This is a genomic window from Enterococcus sp. 125944 (assembly GCF_051909435.1).
Classification (GTDB): Bacteria; Bacillota; Bacilli; order Lactobacillales; family Enterococcaceae; genus Enterococcus_D; species Enterococcus_D gallinarum.
In genome coordinates this window covers 237821-259840 of record NZ_JBQASY010000001.1, presented here as the reverse complement: position 1 = coordinate 259840, position 22020 = coordinate 237821, and the positions used below count along the sequence as shown (strand labels likewise).

Here is a 22020-nt window from a genome sequence, read left to right as displayed (position 1 = left end):
CGTAGAGAAGATAACTATTGATTCTTTCCTATTTTTTGCTATCATTAGAAAGTGGAAAATGAATGAATTAGGAGCGATCATTATGTCGAAAATATTAGTATTTGGACACCAAAATCCTGATACAGATGCTATTGGAGCAGCGATTGCTTTTGCGCACTTGCAAAAGGAATTAGGAAAAGATACCGAAGCAGTTGCTCTGGGAACACCAAACGAAGAAACGCAATTTGCTTTGTCTCATTTTGAACTTGAAGCCCCGCGTGTGATTGAGCAGATTGAGGCTGGTTCAGAAGTGATGCTTGTGGATCATAATGAGTTTCAACAAAGTGCAGAAGGGATAGCAGAAGCTGCCATTTTAGCTGTAGTTGACCATCATCGTATCGCCAATTTTGAAACTGCAAACCCTCTCTACTACCGTGCAGAACCTGTTGGCTGTACGAGTACGATCGTGTTGAAATTATACCGTGAGGCAAATGTAGAGATTCCCGCAGCTATTGCCGGAATCATGTTGTCAGCGATCGTTTCAGATACATTGTTGTTCAAGTCACCTACATGTACTGAGGAAGATATCGCCGCTGCAAAAGAGTTAGCAGCAATTGCTAATGTGGATTTAGATGCGTATGGTCTGGATATGTTGAAAGCTGGAACAAATTTAACAACCAAAACGGCTGCTGAGTTGTTGGATCTAGATGCAAAAAGTTTTCCGATGGGTGGAAAAAACATTCGTATCGGTCAAGTAAATACAGTGGATTTGAATGAAGTGTTTAGCCGCCAAGAAGAGCTAGAAACAGCAATGAAGGCCGAAAATCAGGCAAAAGGCTATGACTTGTACTTATTAGTCGTTACTGATATTTTGAACAGCAATTCTGAATTGCTAGTGATTGGAGAGCCAACTGCACCGGTTGAAGCGGCGTTTAACGTTGTCTTGACAGCAAATCGTGCATTCTTACCTGGGGTTGTTTCTCGTAAAAAACAAGTTGTGCCGCAATTAACTGAAAGCTTTAATAACTAATAGCTGACAGGATAATACGGGCAAAAAAGATGAACATTTGAATTTGTCGGACAATCAGCAACTGCAGTCCTTTCACTGTAATAATGAAAGGTTTTTGGCTAGCAGGGAAGCTTAAGATTGTCCGGCTATTTTTGAATGGGAAGACGGCCCTTCTAGTGGGAATGGAAAGAGAGCGAAAGACATGGAATTTTTTTATAGTAGTCATTATCAAGGAATTCAGAAAATTATTGATTCAGAGTTGTTCTTAAAACTGATTCTTTTCTTGAAAAAACAACAAAAACCACCAATCTTAAGAGAATTAAAACAAAATTTTCCAGAGAAAAATTTTGAAAAAATACTTGATCAGTTGATCGATGCTGGGATCATTAACCGAAAGGATCGTCGCTATCAAGTGGCATTTCCTATCTATTCCACACAAGATCAGCAGAAGAGTCGTGAACGTTGGCAACTACCTAATACGATAATTTCAGAACAGTTGGCGTTCATTTTACAAGCGGAACTCATGAGTGACCAACGCTTTTTCTATGCTTGTGAGGAAGGGGTGGTACAAGGATTCATTTATCGGCTAATCCATGAGTCTTTCCAGCTTATTTCTCTTTCCCAAGAAAAATGGCCGGCAACGATTCCCGCTTTTTTTGCAGCAAATCGACAACTACTGTCATTGCCAATCTATCAGAAGCTTTTGTATTTGTTAGGGGATGTTGATGAGGTCTATTACTTGGATCAAATCAGTGTCATCTTTGAACGGGTGGCAAAACAGCGAAAAATCCGGCCAAGTATTTTTCTGACATCACTCATAGAAGGAAATATTCTTCAGTCAGAACAGCGTTTTGATCTTCCTGTTGTTGATCCTGCGTTTCTCACTGAGCAGAATGGGTCATCGATGGAAGGATTGTCCGAATTTGATCGGCGTACATTTTTAGCAGATTATCTTGGAAAAACATCTAATCCGCAAACAATTCTCATCACGGAAATGATAAAATTTTAATAAACGTTCAGAAACACAAAAGATAAAAAAGAAAGAATTCGTTAAAACCCTCTTTGGGATAACGTTTTCTTTCTTTTTTTGCATTTTTTATTATTTGAAAATGATTAGAAAATAACGAGCGTATTAATTGATTGTTCTCATTTGAGGTGGTATGATAACTTTAGAATTTTGAAAGGGGGCGTAAAAATTGGAAGGAATCAAAGCATTTCATACAGAAGTGATTGAAGAAACAAGAAGCAAAGCAGAGATGATCACTTTTGTTTCGATGGCGGAAATTGAGCATGCACGAAAAGAACTTTGCGAAGCCGGTATTGAAGAAAGCCGCTTTTCTGATGGAGAATTAATTTTTGCACTTAAACAAAAAAATGAATGTCAAGCAAATACAATCGTACCAATCGTGATCGACTGGTTGTTAATGAAAAACTATTTATTGACTCCGGCCCAAGCTGTTCGTTTTTTGACGAATAAATTAGGACAGACAGAATCAGTATCTTTGAAAGCATTAGGAGATCTTGAGTTTGACGGGGATGGAAAATACTTTTTGATTGCCTGTCAATCAATGAATAAGCAATATGAAAAAGTGTATAAAGTATATACAGATGGACAAGTGAAAGAACTTTGGCGGGCATGATCCTTTTTAGGATCGAGAGAAAGGTCATGCCTGTCTCTGAATGGATTAATCAAAGGTTGTGAGTCTCAGGTGAAATCAAATCAAAGAATCGTCTTTGCAAGTAGCCATGTGTTTATTTTTATTCTAAGTATGGTGTCGGCACTTTTATTTATTTTAAAAGTTCCTAACACATTTAATGCAAATCAAATTTTTTCAGAGAATATACATTTTTCAGACACAGTCTTTGATGTGGTCACAAGGCTTTTTTTATTGGGCATCTGTAGTTTATATACAACAGTTGCCAGCTTCTGGTCTTTTCGTTCTTGGCCTTATCTTTCAGCCGGAATTGGGATCGCTGCGGTCATAACGGCTTTCCAGATGAAAGTTCAATTCCATCCATTTTTGTTTGCTTTATTTTTGATCGTCGGTTTGTTTCAAGTAAGTGTCGCTTCTTCTGTCGCTTTTGTTTCCAAAAAAAGAAGCAGCACTGAAACAGGTTGAACCAATCGTGTTCAAGCTGTTTTTTTTCTGCCTTAAATCTTTTGATTATAAGCAGAGGATCGAAATACAACGAATCAGGAATAGGAATTGTTCTATTCCGGCAATCGCCAAGGCTTTTACGTTACGAGATCTTTAATTTATGCTATTCTACATATAGGAGCAGCAATGCTAAATTAAAGCCAACTGCCCTGAACTATTTTCCCAGTGATCTTCCTAATATTCTGTTTTTTAGATGGAAGGTTGATTGGCTGAAAAAATAGGGTTGATCTAAGAGGAGGTTTGACATACGAGTGGAAAATGAGCAAATGATTACAGCAGAGAAGCAGTTTACGACCGGTGAAAATTTTTATTCACAGCATCTTTTAGGTGCACATCGTATGAAAGCAGGCTATGTTTTTCGTGTCTGGGCGCCAAATGCGCAAAATGTCTGGCTAGTAGGTGACTTCAATCAATGGGATGACTCTTTGCCGATGACGAAACGCTCCGAATCGGGGATTTGGGAAATTACCACCAATCAGCCTCAAGAAGGACAGCATTATAAATTCAAGGTCAAGCAAGCCGACGGCCGTGAAATCATGAAAATTGATCCATATGCAATTTATTTCGAAGAACGTCCTGGAACGGCTGCTGTCTTGTACACCGTGCCGGCAAAAAAATGGCGTGATGGTTTGTGGCAAGGCCGCAAAAAGCGTCAAAATCAATTTAAACGACCACTTAATATTTATGAAGTCCATGCAAGTTCTTGGAAACACCACGCAGATGGAACCCCTTATCGTTTTTCTGAATTAAAAGATGAACTCATTCCTTACCTCAAACAAATGGGCTACACCCATATTGAATTTATGCCATTGATGGAACATCCATTAGGCACATCGTGGGGTTATCAATTGATTGGCTATTTTGCGCTCAGCGCTTATTACGGCACACCAGAAGAATTTCAAGATTTTGTTGAAGCCTGTCACTTGGAAAATATCGGTGTCCTAGTTGACTGGGTGCCGGGCCATTTTTGTGTCAATGATGATTGTTTGGCTTACTATGATGGAACGCCGACATTTGAATATCAAGATGCCGATCGTGCAAAAAATGTTCGTTGGGGAGCAATCAATTTTGATTTAGGCAAACCACAAGTACAAAGTTTCTTGCTATCCAGTGCCCTTTTTTGGATCGAATTTTATCACATCGATGGGATTCGCGTGGATGCGGTTTCGAACATGATCTACCGAGACTACGACCAGGGTGTTTGGCAACCAAATCATGAGGGGGGCAATCGAAATTATGAAGGTTATTACTTCTTGCAGAAACTAAATGCAGTCGTGAAACTGGCGCATCCAGAAGTGATGATGATCGCTGAGGAAAGTACCTCAGAAACGAAAGTTACAGGCCTGATTGAAGAAGGGGCTCTTGGATTTGATTATAAATGGAATCTGGGCTGGATGAACGATGTCCTGCGTTTTTACCAAATGGATCCAATCTTCCGTAAGGATCATTTGAGTTTGTTGTCGTTTTCATTCATGTACCGCATGAATGAAAACTATATATTACCCCTTTCCCATGACGAAGTCGTCCATGGCAAACGTAGCTTAATGCACAAAATGTGGGGAGATCGTTACAAGCAATTTTCACAATTAAGAAATTTGTATACCTACATGATGACCCATCCAGGGAAGAAACTGCTGTTTATGGGCAGTGAGTGGGGACAATTTTTGGAATGGAAATATGATCACGGGCTTGAATGGGTCGATTTATCAGATGAACTAAATCAGCGTATGCAGCAATTTACAAAGACACTAAATGAACTGTATAAACAGGAGCGCTCATTGTGGGAAATCGAAGATAAAGAAGAATCGCTGGTAGTCATTGATGCTGATAACTTAGCGGAAACAACATTGACCTATTTGCGACAAGGTAAAACCAAAAAAGATTTCGTGATCGTTGTATTGAATTTGACACCTGTTGAACGCCACGATTTCGCCATTGGCGTTCCGTATGAAGGGACCTACCGTGAAGTATTGAATACCGAACGCGATAGTTTTGGCGGGACTTGGACCCAGAATAATCAAGACCAACAAACAGAAGCGATTCCATTCAAAGAATATCCTTATCAAATCAAAACAATTTTGCCAGCACTTGGGGCATTGATTATAAAACCAGAAAAGATTCAAATCAAACGCAGGAAAAAATGAAAGGGGGGAGGAGCTGGCTCGAAAGTCCAATCGAAGTGACAACGTGAAAGGTGATATCGAAAAGAAGGCTTTTTGAAAGAAAAGCATTCATATCGAAAATAACACCGGCATCGTGAAAGAGATTGGCTTTTTAGCGGCTCAAGAAAATGAAAACAGAGATGTTAGCGATGATCCTCGCAGGAGGACAAGGCACACGTTTAGGGAAGTTGACCAAAAATATTGCGAAACCTGCAGTACCTTTTGGTGGTCGGTATCGTATTATCGATTTTACATTAAGTAATTGTGTCAATTCAGGGATTAAGAATGTTGGTGTGGTGACACAGTATCAACCTTTGGCATTGAACAGTCACATTGGAAACGGATCAAGTTGGGGGTTAGATGGTATCAATACCGGAGTGACGATTTTACAACCCTACTCAAATTCTGAAGGTGGAAAATGGTTTGAAGGAACAGCTCATGCGATCTATCAAAACATTGCCTACATTGATGAAATGGACCCTCAATATGTATTAGTATTATCCGGTGACCATATCTACAAGATGGATTACGAAGAAATGCTGGAAAAACACAAAGAAAACGATGCGTCTCTTACTGTTGCAGTGCTAGAAGTGCCAATGAAAGACGCTTCCCGCTTTGGTATCATGAACACAGATAAAAATGACCGGATCATTGAATTTGATGAAAAACCAGCAGAGCCAAAAAGTAACTTAGCTTCAATGGGAATCTATATCTTTGACTGGGCTCGCTTACGCAGCGTACTGTTAAGCAATTATACAAAAGACGGCGAAATGGTCGACTTTGGGAAACACGTGATTCCATCTTACTTGGAAAGTGGCGACAATGTATTTGCTTATCGTTTTTCAGGCTATTGGAAAGACGTGGGTACCATTGATTCTCTTTGGGAAGCTAATATGGAATTTATCGATCCACAGATGGAACTGGGAATCCGTGATAAAAATTGGCAAGTCTTCTCAAAAAATCCGATTGCTCCTCCTCATTTCATTACAGAAACAGGTTCTGCAAAAAATTCGTTGATCATGGATGGTTGCTATGTTGCTGGAGATATTGAACATAGTATTTTATCAGAAAATGTTCAAGTCAAAGAAGGAACCAAGATCACAGATAGTGTGGTCATGCCTGGAGCAGTCATTGGGAAAAATGTAACACTAAAACGCGCGATCATTGGAGAAAATGCAGTGATCGGTGATGATGCAGTCATAGACGGAACAGATGAAATTGCTGTTGTTGGTTATTCTGAAGTGATAGGAGTGACGATTGATGAGAACTAATAAAATGTGTGCCATTTTAGGCAATCTGCACCGCTACAAAGAACTGATGCCCTTAACGGAAAGTCGTCCGTTGTCGACGCTATTGTTTGATTGTAAATATCGTTTGCTTGATTTCAACTTGTCAAGTATTGAAAATGCAAATATCAAACAAGTGTATATGATTTTTAATGAAGGAGAAACACAATCCGTATTTGACCATATCGGTGGCGGGAAAGAATGGAATCTAGATGGTGTTCAAAACCGTTTCTTCATTCATTTGTTCCAAGACTCATTAAAACAGCAAGCTGCTGGTCAAGAGTATTACTATAACGTGATCGATTATTTGGAAAAATCTAAATCAGAGCATACGGTTTATATGGGCAGCAATATTTTGTGCAACATCGATTTGCGGGCGTTGCTGAAAATCCACCAGTTACAGAATAAAGAAATGACGGTCGTTTATAAACGAATCAGCAGTGATAACGTAAGTGACAACGACTTGATCTTTTCAGTTGACGAAGAAGGCCATTTGAATGAAGCTGTCCAAGCGAAGAAATGCGAGACAGAAAGTATGGTCAATCTTTGCACTGATATCTTCATCATCAAAACAGACCGCCTGATCCAAGCTTTAAAAGAAGGACAAGCTGTAGGAGCTACTCCAGACCTAGGTCGTTTCTTGCGGGAACGAATCTCTATCGAAAATACTAGCTTGTATGAATATACTGGTTATTTAAGCAATATTTATGATATTCAATCCTATTACCAAACCAACATGGATATGTTAGATGTCCACAAATTTACCTCATTGCTTTACTCAAATCAAAAGATCTACACCAAGCTGAAGAATGAAGTGCCAACCTATTACGCTGAAACTTCGGATGTCAAAAATAGTCACTTTGCTTCTGGTTGTATCGTAGAAGGATCTGTCGAACGGTCACTTGTTGCCCGCAGAACAACGATTCATCCGAATGCCCATGTCAAAGACACGATCATTTTTGGGAATAATGAAATCAAGGAAGGTGCTGAAGTTTCCTATGCTATTCTCGATAAAAATGTTGTGATCGCAGAAGGTGTCAAAGTTAGAGGAACCAGTGACGCACCGATCGTCGTCAAAAAAAATACCCATGTCACTGAAGATCTAATTGGAGGAGCAACGGCATGAAGGTACTATTTGCCGCAGCAGAATGCGCGCCATTTTTCAAGACAGGTGGACTAGGGGATGTCGTGGGTGCATTGCCCAAAGAACTTGTCAAAAAAGGGGTAGAAACAGTCGTGGTTCTGCCATTCTTTACTAAAATGTCAGCCGACTATCAAGAACAGCTGGAAGATTGTTTTTCATTTGAAGTCAATGTGGGTTGGCGTAAGCAATATTGTGGGTTGAAGAAACTAGTTCTCAATCGTGTTACCTACTATTTTATCGATAATCTGTACTATTTTGGTCGTGATAATTTATACGATTATTATGATGATGGCGAACGTTTTGCCTTCTTTCAACTAGCAACTATCGAAATGATGGAGAGAATCGATTTTATTCCTGACGTGATTCATGTGAATGATTACCATACAGCAATGATTCCTTTTCTTCTGAAAGAAAAATATCATTGGATCAATGCTTATCAGAATATCCGCACCGTTTTGACGATTCATAACATTGGCTTTCAAGGATGGTACAGCAAAGATATTTTACCGGACTTGTTTGGCATGGGGACAGAGCGTTACGATGACGGGACATTACGATTAAATGACTGTTTGAATTTCATGAAAGCAGGTATTTTATACGCAGATCGTATCACAACAGTCAGTCCTTCTTATAGTGAGGAAATCAAAACACCAGAATTTGGTTGCGGACTTGAAGTCATTCTAAGAATGGAATCTGGGAAACTGCAAGGAATATTGAACGGAATCGATTATGAAACCAACGATCCCGCAACAGATCCATTGCTGCCCTATCATTTTACTTCCGATGAAATGTCCGGTAAAGCTGCAAACAAGCAAGAATTGCAAAAGATGCTGGGGCTGCCAGCGCGTGATGTTCCTCTTATCACAGTGGTCAGCCGCTTGACTACACAAAAAGGCTTTCATCTTGTAATGCCGGAAATGGAAAACTTATTGCAATTTGATGTTCAATTTGCGCTGTTAGGAACGGGAGAACCGGAATTTGAAGAAGGATTCCGTTACTTTGCTGCAAAATATCCAGAAAAATGTGCTGCGGTGATTTCTTTTGATATTGGACTGGCGCAAAAAATGTATGCCGGAGCGGATCTGTTCTTGATGCCTTCTGCTTTTGAACCTTGCGGGCTTTCACAAATGATCGCCATGCGTTACGGGACATTGCCAGTCGTGCATGAGATTGGCGGTCTAAAAGATACGGTAGATTCATACAATCCAATCACTCATCAAGGCACCGGATTTGGTTTCCAAGAGTTCACGTCATTTTATTTGATGAATGCAGTGAAACAAGGAATCCTGCTTTATCAAGACGACCAGCAGACGTGGAAATCTTTGCAAGCACAAGCCATGAATAAAGATTTTAGCTGGGACATTAGTTCCAATCAATATATTGATCTCTACCAAGCGATCAAAGTATAATCAAGTATAAGACAGAAGTATTCATTAGTCTGAAAGTAGAGCGGGTTTGACAGAACGACCTAGCGACAAGGGCGATTGGTGCTTCTGTCCTTTTTCATACAAATTGATAGTCATAAAGGAGTGAATTGTAATGGAGAAAGCTACCTTGCAAGAATTATTAGAAACCCGGTTGAAAGATATTTTTTCGATCGAGATCGCAGAAGCTTCACCGCAAGAATTGTTTTTAGCTTTAGCTAACGTGGTCAAGAGCTGCTACGCGAATGATTGGAGCCAGACACGAAAAAATCTGCTCGTTGAACAGCAGAAACAGGCGTATTATTTCTCAATCGAATTTTTACCTGGAAAACTGTTGAAAAGTAATCTACTGAATTTAGGGTTGCTGGATACTGCGGAAGAGCTCTTCGAAGAGTTATCCTTTTCATTAGATGAAGTTGCTGAAGTTGAAAAAGATATGGCATTAGGAAATGGTGGACTAGGACGATTAGCTTCTTGTTTCATGGATTCTTTGGCTTCATTAGGGTTGCCAGGAAATGGGAACGGCATCCGTTATAATTATGGCCTTTTTAAACAAAAGTTTGTAGATGGGCATCAAGTAGAGCTGCCTGACGACTGGTTACGTGCCGGAAATGTCTGGGAGGTTCGAAAGGAGAGTAAAGCCGTGGATATCCAATATGGCGGCGAAGTGTACTTGATTGAAGACGAGAATGGGAGGCTGCGTCCTGAACGGCATGGTGGGTATGTTTGGCGTGCGGTTCCTTATGATACCGGAATGGTTGGCTATCAAAATGATATGATCAATACATTACGTTTGTGGAGCGTTGAGGTTCCTGCAGCGGAAGAAGCCAACTATGCAACCATTGAATCTCGTCGTTCTCTAGAAGATCTGACCGCTGTCTTATATCCAGATGATTCTAATGAACGAGGCAAGAAGACTCGACTTATGCAAGAATATTTCTTTGTCTCAGCAGGCATTCAAAGTATTGTTCGCTACTATTTAAAATTGAATCATCCGCTAACGATGATGAGTGAAAAAATTGCTATCCATATCAATGATACCCACCCTGCATTATGTGTATCCGAGTTGATGCGGTTATTGTTAGATGATCATGATTTGCCATGGGAACAAGCATGGGCAATCACAGTGAAAGTCATGAGCTATACCAACCATACGATTATGGCTGAAGCTTTAGAAAAATGGCCGATTGATCTATTCAAAGAAGTTATTCCTCGGAATTACCAAATCATTGAAGAAATTGATCGTCGTTATCTTGAAGAGTATGCAGAGGTTCACGAAGCTGGCCTTCTTAATCGGACGCGTATTATTATTGATGGCCAAGTCCATATGGCGCATTTAGCGATTATTGGCAGCCATAGTGTCAATGGTGTCGCAAAGCTCCATTCTGATCTGTTGAAATCCGTTGTCCTACATGATTTTTATTTGATATTCCCAGAACGTTTCAATAATAAAACCAATGGGATCGCACAACGTCGTTGGATGCAGTTAGCCAATCAACCTTTATCAAAGGTGCTTGATATGACTATCGGCAAAAGTTGGCGCCATAACCCACAAGACTTGCAATTATTGAAAAATTACCAAGAAGATCCAACAGTATTGCAACGTCTAGCAGATGCAAAACTGACCAACAAACAAGCGTTAGCTGAATATATTCAGCAGACAACCGGGATCGAAGTTGATCCAACCGCGATATTTGATGTCCAAATCAAGCGGCTCCATGCGTATAAACGACAATTGCTGAATGTGATGCATATTTTGAAACTTTACTTTGACTTGAAAGATGACCCTCAAGCACCGATTCATCCGCGGGTATTTATTTTTGGAGCGAAGGCCGCACCTAGTTATCATTATGCGAAAGCCATTATTAAAGTGATCAATGAAGTAGCTAACCTGATCAATCATGATCCGACAATCAATGATAAGCTGAAAGTCGTCTTTTTGGAAAACTACAATGTCACATTGGCTGAGCGGATCATTCCCGCAGCAGATGTCAGTGAGCAAATTTCCTTAGCATCAAAAGAAGCTTCCGGTACTAGCAACATGAAGCTGATGTTGAATGGGGCAGTCACGATCGCGACATTGGATGGTGCGAACATTGAGATTCGAGATGCAATCGGAGATGAGAACATTGCCATTTTTGGATTAACAGAAGAAGAGGTCTATGCTTATTATGCCCAACAAAACTATTCTGCGTATGCGTTTTATGAAGAAGATCCTGTGCTGCAACGAGTTGTGAATGCATTTATTGACGGAACGATCCCAAATATAGAAAGAGAAGGTCGGGAAGTGTTTGATTCACTGTTAAAATATAATGATGAATACTTCTTGTTGAAAGACTTCAAATCTTATTGCGATGCCCAATATCGCGTGGATTTAGCTTATAAAGACCAACAGCGCTGGCAAGCGATCAGCTTGATGAATATTGCGAATGCCGGCAAATTTTCCGCAGATTATACGGTTCAAAATTATGCTGATGACATTTGGCAGATCGAACCATTGTATGCACATGTCAAAGAGCCAAATTCAGCTAGTCTGACGTAATAATCTATTGCATTTGGTCATTGAATATTCCCAAAAGGCACCACAGCTTTCGTGAATTATTCACTGAAATATGATATGATTATAAAAAATCGCAACCAGAGGATGAGTGAATTGGCAAATTATTTAGATGTGAAACGCAAACATTTCCGTTTTCCAGCATATGATGATCAAGAAGGTGTAAAGCTGCAGTCCGAACACAAGGAAGTTTTCAGTCAGTCTGATGATTGGATTTTGACAGAAATCAAGGATCAACCTAGCACGAGCAGCAAAGAAAAGGATTCTGCTCACTCATTGCGTCGGAAAGTTCCTTCCAGTCACCCCAATTACGGTCATAGTGTGCGGCAAAAAGAAGAATTAGCGCAACATCGGGCAAATTTACCAAGCTATGGAAAACGACCTTTGCAGGAAAGTACACCTACCGGCAAAACAAATCTTTTTGGCAATGATCAACGACGTGCTTCTTATAAAGTGACGAGTAAAGCAGAACGGGCTGAAACGCCAACACCGACCAAGAAAGAGTATTCTGGGCGATCTTATTTTGTTCCCAAATACATTCCTGCATCGATCATCCCTGAGCAAGAAAAAGAAGAGATCACTTCACAAGAACTGATGGATTCAATGGAGAAACCCCGCGAATCCTATTTGCTCTTTGATACTGAGCCAGCAGCCTACCAAGTAAAAGAAGGCGATGATCCCACGGTCAGAAAGTTCAATCGACCGCAATCTGTAGGCATGACACGGCGGGAATTTCGCGGCATGAACAAAAAAAACGGCGATAAGCGAGCTGTTTTGGATCGTTCCTTAGAAGGAATGATCGAAGAGGGGCAGTCAGAAAGCAATAAAAATGGCTACTTTCGCTCTTGATGAGTAGGACAACTGAAATAAGCAAAGGCACTCGTGAGAATCTCTCGCTCAACAAGCAGTTGAGAGTTATTCGTTAATAAAACAAGGATAATGATTTAAACAACAAAGAAAGCAACTATCTGAATTGTAGATGAAGCTATGGCGCTAGCTTGCTGGATGAAGTAAGCTGACAAAACCAGTCGCTATCATCTGTGATTTGGATAGTTGTTTTGTGCTTCAGAATACCGCTAGTCTTTTCAATAAATATCAAGAAAGCTGAAGCGACAATTTCCGTTAAAGAAGCGGCAGCTGTCCTCCTTGTTTTTATTTGTTGAAAGAAAACGGTGACTAACAGATGGCAACTTCTCAATTATTTTCACTTTTGAGAAGCATTTGCTATTCTTAAAATAGGAGGGATACGGGATGGAAATTGATTTGCAAATGTTAGCGATGATCTTCTTTATCAATATGGCTTATGTCACATTGAATACAATTCGTTTTTTATTGACGATGAAAGGGTATCGGCTGATTGCACCGCTGGTCAGTATGGTCGAGATCACGATTTATATATTAGGATTGTCGATGGTATTGGATCGCTTAGACAATCCATTGAACCTACTGTTTTATGCATTAGGTTACGCCGCAGGAGTTAGTGTTGGAATCAAAATCGAAGATCAGCTAGCTCTAGGCTATACGATGGTCACGGTGATTTTACCGACGAATACAGATGAAGAAAAGAATTTGCCAAAAATTTTACGCCAAGAAGGATATGGTGTTACTCAAAGTTATGGAGAAGGATTAGAAGGTCCGCGATTGATCCTTGAAATTCTCTCACAACGCAAAAGCGAGAAGAAACTGTTTCAAAAAATCAAACAAATCGAAGAACGGGCCTTTATCATTAGCTATGAGCCCAAATATATTTCTGGCGGCTTTTGGACGAAGAAAATCAGTCGGAGAGAAGCTCGGGTCAAAAAAGAACAAAAAAAGGAATAGCTCTTTTTCTCTCCTGTGCGACGGTCCTTTTTTGAGATATAATAGGCAAGAATTTGGTTTGGAAGGAAGCGAATTTGAATGGAAAAACAAGCAAACGGCATGATGGCGGTGATAGCAGCACTCATCTCGAATATTTTAGTTGCCATCAGCAAGTTTGTCGGCTACGCATTGAGCGGCAGTGCGGCGATGTTGAATGAAAGTATTCACAGCGTGGTCGATTGCAGCAATCAAATCTTTCTGTTGATCGGTGATAAACGAGCAACGAAAGGGCAAAGTGAACTTCACCAATTTGGCGAAGGACGCGCGAAATACTTCTTTAGTACGATCGTAGCGATGATGCTGTTTTTTGGTGGGGGCGCTCTAGGTGTAATGGAAGCTTTTGAAAAGCTGCTGCATCCTGCTCATGAAGTTGGTAATACTTGGCTAGTGATTGGTATTTTGCTTTTCGGTTTAGTTGTAGAAGGTAGTTCTTTGTGGATCGCGATCAAAGAAATTCGGACCTTGAACGTAGAAAAGCAGCCTATTTATCGTTTTTTGAAAGAAAGTCGCCATAGTGAGATCTTGATTATCTTTACCGAAGACTTTTGTGCAGTGATTGGCTTGATGTTGGCAATGGGTGGAACGATCTTGACAATGGTCACTGGCAATGCGTTTTTTGATGCTTTCAGTGGCTTGCTGATCGGTATTTTGTTGATGATTGCTGCTATCTTTTTGGCACGAGAATTTTACAGTTTATTGATTGGCGAAAGCGTGACGAAAAGAGATCTTGTACTGATCAAAGAAGCCTTTGATCGTCCAGATGTCGATCGATTATTGGATATCAAAACCGTCCATTTAGGTCCTGCGGAAATCTTAGTCGCTGCCAAAATTGATATCACAGCAAAACAAGAGGAGATCGGTTATCAAATCATTAACGAGATCGAAGCAAAGATCCGCAGCTTCATGCCGGATAAAAAAATGTATATTTATATTGAAACGGATGAGTATGATCCTCATTATATGGAGAAACGGCGAAAACTTGTCCGATCACAAGACTGATTTTTGTAGAACAAAGCCATTTTTTTTGATACAATAGACAAGGATTATCTAAGACGAAGGAGAATAAACCATTATGATCAATGCAAGTGATTTAAGAGCAGGAATGACATTCGTGCAAGACGGCAAACTAATCAAGGTATTAGAAGCCAGCCATCACAAACCTGGTAAAGGGAATACAGTCATGCGTATGAAATTGCGCGATGTTCGTTCAGGTTCAACCTATGATACAACATTCCGTCCAGAAGAAAAATTTGAAAAAGCTCATATTGATACGAAAGCTGTTCAATATTTGTATACAATGGACGATACAGCGTTCTTCATGGACTTGGAAACCTATGAACAATATGAAATTCCGGTTGAAGTTGTAGAAGAAGAAATGAAATACATTCTGGAAAACATGGAAGTGAAGATCCAATTCTTCGGCAGTGAAGTGATTGGGGTTCAATTACCATCATCAGTCATCTTGAAAGTTGTTGAAACACAACCGTCGATCAAAGGTGCGACTGTGACTGGCTCAGGTAAACCAGCAACGATGGAAACAGGTTTGGTCGTCAACGTACCTGACTTTATCGAAGAAGGCGAATCTCTAGAAATCAATACTTCTGAAGGTACGTACATCAAACGCGCGAAATAATCATTTTCTAGAAGAGCCAAGGTTTTATGAACTTGGTTCTTTTTCTTTTAGAAAGAAGGATCAACATGAATGTACTTGTTGTGGCATTTTTTGCATTTTTTGGCGGCATGGCACGCTATTTTCTTGCTTCGGAATTGCCGTCTTGGGGCATCTTCCCTTTAGGCACATTACTGGCTAATTTTATTGGCTGTTTTATTTTTAGCTTTTTAGTCAAGCAGATCATGACGAAAAGACAATTGAATGGACGTTTGATCTTGGGCATGGGGACCGGATTTTGCGGTGCTTTGACGACTTTTTCATCCTTTGCACTTGACACGGTGCAGTTGCTGCAAAAGCAAGCCTATGGATTAGCGGCGGGGTATTTGATCCTGTCGATTTGCGGCGGGTTATTTTTTGTCTGGTTAGGCGAAGCCCTCGTTAGAAAGCAGGTGTAAGTATGGCATATATCGTTGTAGGAATTGGTGCAGCCATGGGCGCTGTCCTGCGTTATGGTATCAATCGTTATTTTGAACGAAGACCACATCCTTTTCCCAAAGCCACTTTGCTGATTAATTTATCTGGTGCGTTGATACTAGGGATTCTTGCCGGTCTTCAGATTGATCAACACTTGTATCTTTTGCTTGGAACAGGGATCATGGGCGGTTATACTACTTTTTCAACAATGACGATTGAATTATTTACATTGCTAAAGACCAATCGCCAGTACTTTTATCTTTATTTTTTCAGTACGTACATTATAGGATTGACGGCTAGTTTTATTGGGTTGATGATAGGTGCTTATTTGAACTGAAAAGGAGTAGACGATGATTGCATTCATGTCAGCAGAAATGTGGCTTAAAAGTGAGTTTTTTTATTATTCAATCGTTCCGGTTTTATTAGTCGTTGGATTAGTGGCGCTTTTACTTTTGCTGATCCTTTTGTTGTATCGGGAGAACCGGCGGCAGGGTTTGATCAGGCTGCCTGTCGTAGTTTTGTTGCTTTGCGGCGGCGGTTTCTTGTTAGGAGATCATTTTTTTCACGACTTTAAAAATGACAATGCACAAATTACGCCAAATATCCGCGATCGGGAAAAACGCTTTATCGGATATAAATATTATGATCAGAGCACGTTGGCGGCTTATCAGCGAATCCAAAGTGAAGCCATTCCTTCTCTGGGGATCTATCAAGCAAAACCAGTTAGCCGAGAAATCCAATTTCTGGGTATTGCGCACAACTCTGTGTATTTCAAACTAGGAGAACAGTATTACTATTTGCGCCAAGAGCCAATCTTTGCGAAACAAGAACAAGCTGAGCTGCAAGGTGTCCAATACCATCTGATTGAGTCCGCTTTTGCAGACATCGGTTTTTTTACAGAAACAAACAATTATTTAACAGCCATCGTTTTGCCTGAGAGCAAAAAAGAGTTAGTCTATGAATCCATTGATGGGATCTTGCCAAAAGAGTTTGGCAAAAGTCAAACAGCTTGGGCAGTCCCTGGAAACCAATAAAAAATGTCATTACATGAGACAAAAGGATAGGTGAATCATCCGATTCATCTATCCTTTTGTGATGTCTTTACTTCCCATTGAAGATTGAGCATTCAAAACATTTTTTTCTTTCTGTTCAGTCAAATAACGTTCTTTGTGTTTGCGCACCAGTTTTTTAAAGGCAGCTTCCGCTTTTGTGGCTTCACTACGGGTAGCAAAACTTTCCGCATGGATCATTTGTAAGGGGCGACGACTAGCTGGATGAGTGTACTTTGCTCCAATGCCTTGATTGTGTTGATGCAGGCGGCGTATCAAATCTGTGGTATAACCACCGTAAAAGGTATTGTCTTTACAGAGCAATACATAGAAGTAATGCGTATCAGCTGCCATAAAGCATCCGACTCACTTCCTCACTGTAGCTTCCATCCGCATGATAAGTGATCAGCGGTGAGGCAATCTTGAAACCATCAGCTTTACCATCCTTGATGCCCTCGATCAATAGGATATTCGCGTCTTTCCCTGCTTTGGGATAGACGAAACGGACACGTTTGGGGGCGATCCGATATTTTCTCATGCAGTCTAAAATATCCAAAAAACGATCAGGTCGGTGAACCATAGCAAAGCGCCCATTCATTTTCAGCGCTTTACTGGCTGTGTGGACCACCTCGTCTAATGTGGTCTCGATTTCATGGCGAGCAATCGCCAGATAAGGATTGGGATTTTTAACAGCAGTGGGAACATTTTTGAAATAGGGCGGATTACAGACCAAAAGATCCACCGAATCCGGTTTGATTTTGGTAAAGATGTTTTTTAAATCCATTGGGTAAACCGTTATTTGTTCCTCAAGCCCATTCAAGCTTACACTGCGTTGGGCCATATCAGCCAGCCGATCCTGCAGCTCGATCTGGTAAATATGAGCCGAAGTTTTACGGCTGATAAACAAGCCGACTGCACCATTTCCAGCACACAGATCAACGATTCGTCCCCGTTTGGGAATCGTTGGGAAGTTAGCTAGCAAGACGGCATCGAGGGAGAAAGAAAAGACCTCGCTGCTTTGGATGATTTTGATATCTTCCGCATATAATTGATCTATGCGTTCGTTTGATTGCAACATGAAAGCATACTCCTGTTCTAATTCATTTCCTTTGTATTATACTACGATTAAGAATAATCGGAAACGACAAAAAAGGCTTGTCATTTGAAGCGTTTTTTTGCATACTTATAAAAGAAACTGGAAAGGAAAGTGAGTATGTTTTTTAGCTTTATGCGAGGCGTGGTTCGGGTCATTTTGTTTTTGATCAACGGGAACGCCCGATATCAAAACAAAGAGGCTTTGCCGCAAAATGAAAATTACATATTGGTTGCACCTCACCGTACCTGGTGGGATCCGTTGTATCTGGCGGTGGCTGCTCGTCCCAAAAAGTTCAGCTTTATGGCAAAAGAAGAATTGTTTAAGAATCCAATCTTGCGCTTTATTTTGATTCATGCGAATGCTTTTCCGGTAAAGCGTGACAAACCAGGGCCGAGTGCTGTCAAAACACCGGTGAAAATCTTAAAAGATACAGATCTGAGTCTCATTATGTTTCCTAGCGGAACAAGACATTCGACCGCGCTGAAGGGTGGCATGGCACTGATTGCCAAAATGGCGAAGGTAAAAATCGTTCCTTCTGTTTATCAAGGTCCCTTAACGCTAAAAGATTTATTTAAACGTCGACGAGTAACCGTTCGTTTTGGGGAGGCGATCGATATCAGTGATATCAAGAAAATGGATAAAGAAGGGTTAGCAGAAGTGGAACGCCGCATTCAAGGTGCTTTTACAAAGCTCGACCAAGAAATAGATCCGAATTTTGTTTATGAAGTAGAAGAGAAGAAACGTTGATGCGTTTCTTCTTTTATTTTTGACTGTGTTTTAAATAAATATTGAACTTGATAATTTTTTGAGGATATGCTATAAGATAATCAATAACAAGGGTTTAGTTACAGGTTTAGAGGGCCTATTAGGGCAAATAGTAATTCTTTGATTTCAGATGTTCAAAAATTATTTGTGAAAGTAGAATATTTAAATACAATTAGATACTTGTTTTATAGTGCAAATTAAAATGAAGATTTTTACACATCGAGGAGGTAAAATGATATGAAGCCAAAAGAAATACTTTGCCAATGGGTTGACGCATTTAATCATGCGGATGTAGAAATTATTTCAGAATTATATGATGACAATGCAATAAACCATCAGGTTGCCAATGAGCCAGTTATTGGAAAAGAGGCTATAAAGAAAATGTTTGAACAAGACTTCTCTAACGCAGAAATGGTGTGTATCGTTGAAAACATTTTCGAAGATGGACAATGGGCAATTTTAGAGTGGCGTGACCCATTAGGTTTGAGAGGTTGCGGTTTTTTTCAAATAGTAAATAATAAAATTTTATTTCAAAGAGGCTACTGGGATAAGCTATCTTTCTTGAAACAGCACAATTTGCCTATTGAATAAAATGAATAGATATCTTATATAAATAGTTTGTGAATTCCTTAAAAGGTGCATTAAGGGGAGGATAATAATTTCCCTTAATGATTGTTAGAATAGTAACACTGCGTTAAAACATAGTCTTATTTCTAATTTCTAAAGTAAGGTTGCTTCGTGCTTCTTACTTAGGAAAAGCAGCTCCTTATTGGTATGCTCAAAAAAATTTTAAAAAGGAGTCTCTGTTAAACAGAGGCTCCTTTTTTAGCTCATCAAGAGTTATTCAGTGACTGGTTGATTTTCCTTTTCCAATTCATTTTTGTCATAGATTTTTACAAATGGATAATAAATGAGGATGGAAAGTACAATCAAAAGAATGTTTAAGACGATTGCTCGCCAGTCACCGCCTGTTGCAAGAAAGGCACCAATTGGTCCTGGCAATGTCCAAGGGGCATTGACGGTCACTTTGTTGACTAAACCAGCCGAGGTGGCTACCCAGGCAATTACACCATTGACTAATGGTGCAATGATAAATGGCGGAATCAAAATTGGATTCAAGACGATAGGCGTCCCAAAAATCAGCGGCTCATTGATATTGAAAATAGCAGGGATCAATGCGGTTTTTCCTAGTTTTGATCCGAATTCGGATTTTGTACGAAAAGCAAGCAAGATCGCCAGACCGATGGTTGACCCTGCGCCGCCGATCCAAATGAACCATTGGTAGAATGGCTCAGCAGCAATGTTGGGAATCACATCGCCAGAAGCTAACGCAGTGGTGTTGCCTTCCAATAATTGCAGCCATAACGGCCGTGCCAGTGAACCAACGATCGAGGCACCATGGATCCCAAAGGACCAAAAGAATGTCGTTAAGAAAGTGATCAATAAGACACTTGGCAAGCTATCGGCTGCGCTAACTAGAGGATCAACAACTTTTGCTACGATGGTATGCCAGTCAAAGCCAATGTAATAGGTGATTGCCCCCATACCTAAAATAATGATTAATGTTGGCGTTAATGCTTCAAAAGATCGAGCAACAGCAGGAGGGACTTGTTCCGGCATCGTGATTTTAAATTTAGATTTATCCGTCAAACGATAAATCTCGACAGCTAAAATCGATGTAATGATCGCTACGAACATCCCGGCACTGCCCAAGTTTGCCATTGGTAAAACAAATCCGGCTGTACCAGCAGCCTCCAAAGCTTCGGGGGGAATATTTATTGGCGTGAAAGTCAATAAAAAAGCTGTGGTGGCTAAGATACCACCAGAGAGACCATCGAGTTTATAGGAACGGGCTAAGCTAAAGCCGATCCCGAATGCGGCATATAAACTCATAATGTACATTGTCATGCGGTAAGGAAGCAAGATCGTGGTCGCATGGCTCGAAAGAAATTGATAGATTCCCCAGTCTTGTGGCAGGGGAGGAAAAGCTAAAATCATAAAAAATGAGCTGACGATAATCAGTGGCAAAGTAGAGACGATCCCATCGCGGACCGCCCGTAAATGCCGTTGACTCCCCAGTTTTTCCATTGGTCCAGCCAGGTGACGTTCAATGAACTGTGTAAATTTATCTAACATTTTTTAACCTCCTGTGAAAACGTTCGTATGGTTGAATTGATAAAGTTATGTTGGGTGATTCCGCTCTCCTATGGGACCAAATGGATTTGGGATGATCTTTCCCAGAATCACGGATTGTTTGGCACCAGTCGCGGCAGGAGCATTATTTTTATGTCCCTGTAAGGTCTCGTATCCTAAAAGGGCAAATGCCATAGCTTCTTTCGCATCATTGGACCAACCTAAATCATTTTGGGTAATCACTGTAATCTCAACGGGTAAGTAGTTGACCAGCATTTTTTTTAGTGTTGAATTATGCGCGCCGCCGCCTGCTAAAATCACTTCAATGGGTCCGCTTTCAACAAGTGGGAAAACGAAGCGCCGATAGCTCTCGGCAATCGAGTAGGCAGTAAAATCGGTCACTGTTGCTATTAAGTCTGCTGGTTTTTCTGCAGAAAAATCTGCTAATAGTTGATCACTGAATGCTTGACCAAATAGTTCCCGTCCAGTGCTCTTAGGGGGTGCTTGATCGAAATAGGAATGATTTCTTAATTGTGTTTGCAATTTAGGAATAATGGTTCCCTGTTGAGCAATCCTTCCTTCAGCATCGTAAGGAAGTTGGAATAATTGATGCATCAGTTCATCGATGATCATATTTCCAGGACCAGTATCGAAGGCGACAAGATCACTTAATGTGCCATTTTTCGGCAGGACCGTCACATTTCCAATCCCACCGATATTTTGCAATAAGCGGGTTTTATCAGGGGAACGATACAAGAGATAATCAGTATAAGGTACAAGCGGTGCTCCTTGTCCACCAGCAGCCATATCCATTGCGCGGAAATCGGCAACCACAGTTGTTCCGAGTCCGTAGGCAATGATTGACGGCTCTCCAATTTGAAACGTACTGGAAACAAGCGGGTTTTCCGAGGGTGCATGCCAAATAGTTTGTCCGTGGCTAGCAACAAAGTCAATGCTAGTTTCGGTTACTGCTGTTTCTTGGCAGACCTGACGACAAGCAGCGAGAAAGGCATAGCCTAGCTCAACATTTAACTGACAGATCAAGGAAACAGAAGAGTCCTCCGGGTCACAGGCTTGTTTTATTCTTTGGCGCAGCTCGGGGGAAAAAGCAGTAGTCGTCAGATGCAACAGACGAATAGATGGCTGTGAATGATTATCGATTTCTACTAATGCGGCATCAACACCATCTAAACTAGTTCCAGACATGAGTCCAATTCCAAGCATTGTTTCTCCTCCTTTCTTTTGTGTTTGTCGAAACCAAATTAGATGAACTTGGGCGGAAATGTATTCGGTTTCAACCTCGTCTTTATT

22 protein-coding genes are annotated in these 22020 nt (G+C 40.5%); 18 read left to right on the top strand and 4 right to left on the bottom strand.

Features of this window, described 5'->3' with window-relative positions; translation table 11 throughout:
• Positions 1-82 precede the first annotated feature (82 nt).
• The 16 genes from ACTFWY_RS01225 (at position 83) to ACTFWY_RS01150 (ending at position 16700) form a co-directional block, all read left to right on the top strand.
• Positions 83-1009, top strand: coding sequence for a manganese-dependent inorganic pyrophosphatase (locus ACTFWY_RS01225; protein WP_103299920.1), 927 nt, complete (start codon positions 83-85; stop codon positions 1007-1009).
• Positions 1010-1190: 181 nt separating this feature from the next.
• Complete coding sequence (locus ACTFWY_RS01220; protein ID WP_195957648.1) at positions 1191-1997, top strand: DUF1803 domain-containing protein; 807 nt, start codon at positions 1191-1193, stop codon at positions 1995-1997.
• A 187-nt stretch (positions 1998-2184) separates the two neighbouring features.
• A complete protein-coding gene (locus ACTFWY_RS01215; RefSeq protein ID WP_103299922.1) occupies positions 2185-2628 on the top strand; it encodes a hypothetical protein in 444 nt (147 codons plus the stop codon).
• 69 nt (positions 2629-2697) lie between these two features.
• Positions 2698-3108 carry a hypothetical protein gene (locus ACTFWY_RS01210; RefSeq protein ID WP_311810698.1) on the top strand — a complete coding sequence of 137 codons (411 nt, stop codon included), beginning with the start codon at positions 2698-2700 and terminating at the stop codon, positions 3106-3108.
• Between the two features lie 305 nt (positions 3109-3413).
• A complete protein-coding gene (gene glgB, locus ACTFWY_RS01205; protein ID WP_029486951.1) occupies positions 3414-5291 on the top strand; it encodes a 1,4-alpha-glucan branching protein GlgB in 1878 nt (625 codons plus the stop codon).
• A gap of 146 nt (positions 5292-5437) precedes the next feature.
• Positions 5438-6580, top strand: a complete 1143-nt coding sequence (locus tag ACTFWY_RS01200; protein ID WP_003127006.1) for a glucose-1-phosphate adenylyltransferase — start codon at positions 5438-5440, stop codon at positions 6578-6580.
• Positions 6570-7721 (top strand): glucose-1-phosphate adenylyltransferase subunit GlgD, encoded by a 1152-nt coding sequence (glgD, locus tag ACTFWY_RS01195; RefSeq protein WP_005472316.1) that lies wholly within the window; start codon positions 6570-6572, stop codon positions 7719-7721. The genes ACTFWY_RS01200 and glgD overlap by 11 nt, the downstream gene beginning before the upstream one ends.
• Positions 7718-9148: a glycogen synthase GlgA gene (glgA, locus tag ACTFWY_RS01190; protein WP_005472317.1), complete on the top strand. Its 1431-nt coding sequence runs from the start codon at positions 7718-7720 to the stop codon at positions 9146-9148. The genes glgD and glgA overlap by 4 nt, the downstream gene beginning before the upstream one ends.
• Before the next feature lie 130 nt (positions 9149-9278).
• Positions 9279-11705, top strand: coding sequence for a glycogen/starch/alpha-glucan phosphorylase (locus tag ACTFWY_RS01185; RefSeq protein ID WP_311810696.1), 2427 nt, complete (start codon positions 9279-9281; stop codon positions 11703-11705).
• A gap of 102 nt (positions 11706-11807) precedes the next feature.
• Positions 11808-12569, top strand: coding sequence for a hypothetical protein (locus ACTFWY_RS01180; RefSeq protein WP_029486949.1), 762 nt, complete (start codon positions 11808-11810; stop codon positions 12567-12569).
• Positions 12570-12971: 402 nt separating this feature from the next.
• Positions 12972-13541: a DUF2179 domain-containing protein gene (locus ACTFWY_RS01175; RefSeq protein WP_003127011.1), complete on the top strand. Its 570-nt coding sequence runs from the start codon at positions 12972-12974 to the stop codon at positions 13539-13541.
• 78 nt (positions 13542-13619) lie between these two features.
• The gene (locus ACTFWY_RS01170) at positions 13620-14579 is read left to right on the top strand and encodes a cation diffusion facilitator family transporter (RefSeq protein ID WP_003127012.1); all 960 of its coding nucleotides are present in this window, start codon (positions 13620-13622) and stop codon (positions 14577-14579) included.
• Positions 14580-14652: 73 nt separating this feature from the next.
• On the top strand, positions 14653-15213 hold the full coding sequence (efp, locus tag ACTFWY_RS01165; RefSeq protein WP_003127013.1) for an elongation factor P: 561 nt from the start codon (positions 14653-14655) through the stop codon (positions 15211-15213).
• Positions 15214-15278: 65 nt separating this feature from the next.
• Positions 15279-15647, top strand: a complete 369-nt coding sequence (gene crcB, locus ACTFWY_RS01160; protein ID WP_156247308.1) for a fluoride efflux transporter CrcB — start codon at positions 15279-15281, stop codon at positions 15645-15647.
• A 2-nt stretch (positions 15648-15649) separates the two neighbouring features.
• The gene (locus ACTFWY_RS01155; protein ID WP_311810695.1) at positions 15650-16003 is read left to right on the top strand and encodes a fluoride efflux transporter FluC; all 354 of its coding nucleotides are present in this window, start codon (positions 15650-15652) and stop codon (positions 16001-16003) included.
• Positions 16004-16016: 13 nt separating this feature from the next.
• Positions 16017-16700 carry a hypothetical protein gene (locus ACTFWY_RS01150; protein ID WP_311810694.1) on the top strand — a complete coding sequence of 228 codons (684 nt, stop codon included), beginning with the start codon at positions 16017-16019 and terminating at the stop codon, positions 16698-16700.
• 48 nt (positions 16701-16748) lie between these two features.
• Here ACTFWY_RS01150 and ACTFWY_RS01145 read toward each other — a convergent pair whose 3' ends face one another.
• On the bottom strand, positions 16749-17069 hold the full coding sequence (locus tag ACTFWY_RS01145) for a GIY-YIG nuclease family protein (protein ID WP_103299926.1): 321 nt from the start codon (positions 17067-17069) through the stop codon (positions 16749-16751).
• Positions 17059-17793, bottom strand: coding sequence for a tRNA1(Val) (adenine(37)-N6)-methyltransferase (locus tag ACTFWY_RS01140; protein ID WP_021151099.1), 735 nt, complete (start codon positions 17791-17793; stop codon positions 17059-17061). The genes ACTFWY_RS01145 and ACTFWY_RS01140 overlap by 11 nt, the downstream gene beginning before the upstream one ends.
• Positions 17794-17928: 135 nt before the next feature.
• Between ACTFWY_RS01140 and ACTFWY_RS01135 the strand changes: the two genes are divergently transcribed.
• Positions 17929-18558, top strand: coding sequence for a lysophospholipid acyltransferase family protein (locus ACTFWY_RS01135; protein ID WP_003127020.1), 630 nt, complete (start codon positions 17929-17931; stop codon positions 18556-18558).
• A gap of 255 nt (positions 18559-18813) precedes the next feature.
• Positions 18814-19167, top strand: coding sequence for a nuclear transport factor 2 family protein (locus ACTFWY_RS01130; RefSeq protein WP_003127021.1), 354 nt, complete (start codon positions 18814-18816; stop codon positions 19165-19167).
• Positions 19168-19416: 249 nt separating this feature from the next.
• Here ACTFWY_RS01130 and ACTFWY_RS01125 read toward each other — a convergent pair whose 3' ends face one another.
• Together ACTFWY_RS01125 and anmK are read right to left on the bottom strand one after the other, a co-directional pair.
• A complete protein-coding gene (locus ACTFWY_RS01125) occupies positions 19417-20712 on the bottom strand; it encodes a PTS sugar transporter subunit IIC (RefSeq protein WP_003127022.1) in 1296 nt (431 codons plus the stop codon).
• Positions 20713-20757: 45 nt separating this feature from the next.
• Positions 20758-21933 (bottom strand): anhydro-N-acetylmuramic acid kinase AnmK, encoded by a 1176-nt coding sequence (gene anmK, locus ACTFWY_RS01120; RefSeq protein ID WP_003127023.1) that lies wholly within the window; start codon positions 21931-21933, stop codon positions 20758-20760.
• Positions 21934-22020 lie beyond the last annotated feature (87 nt).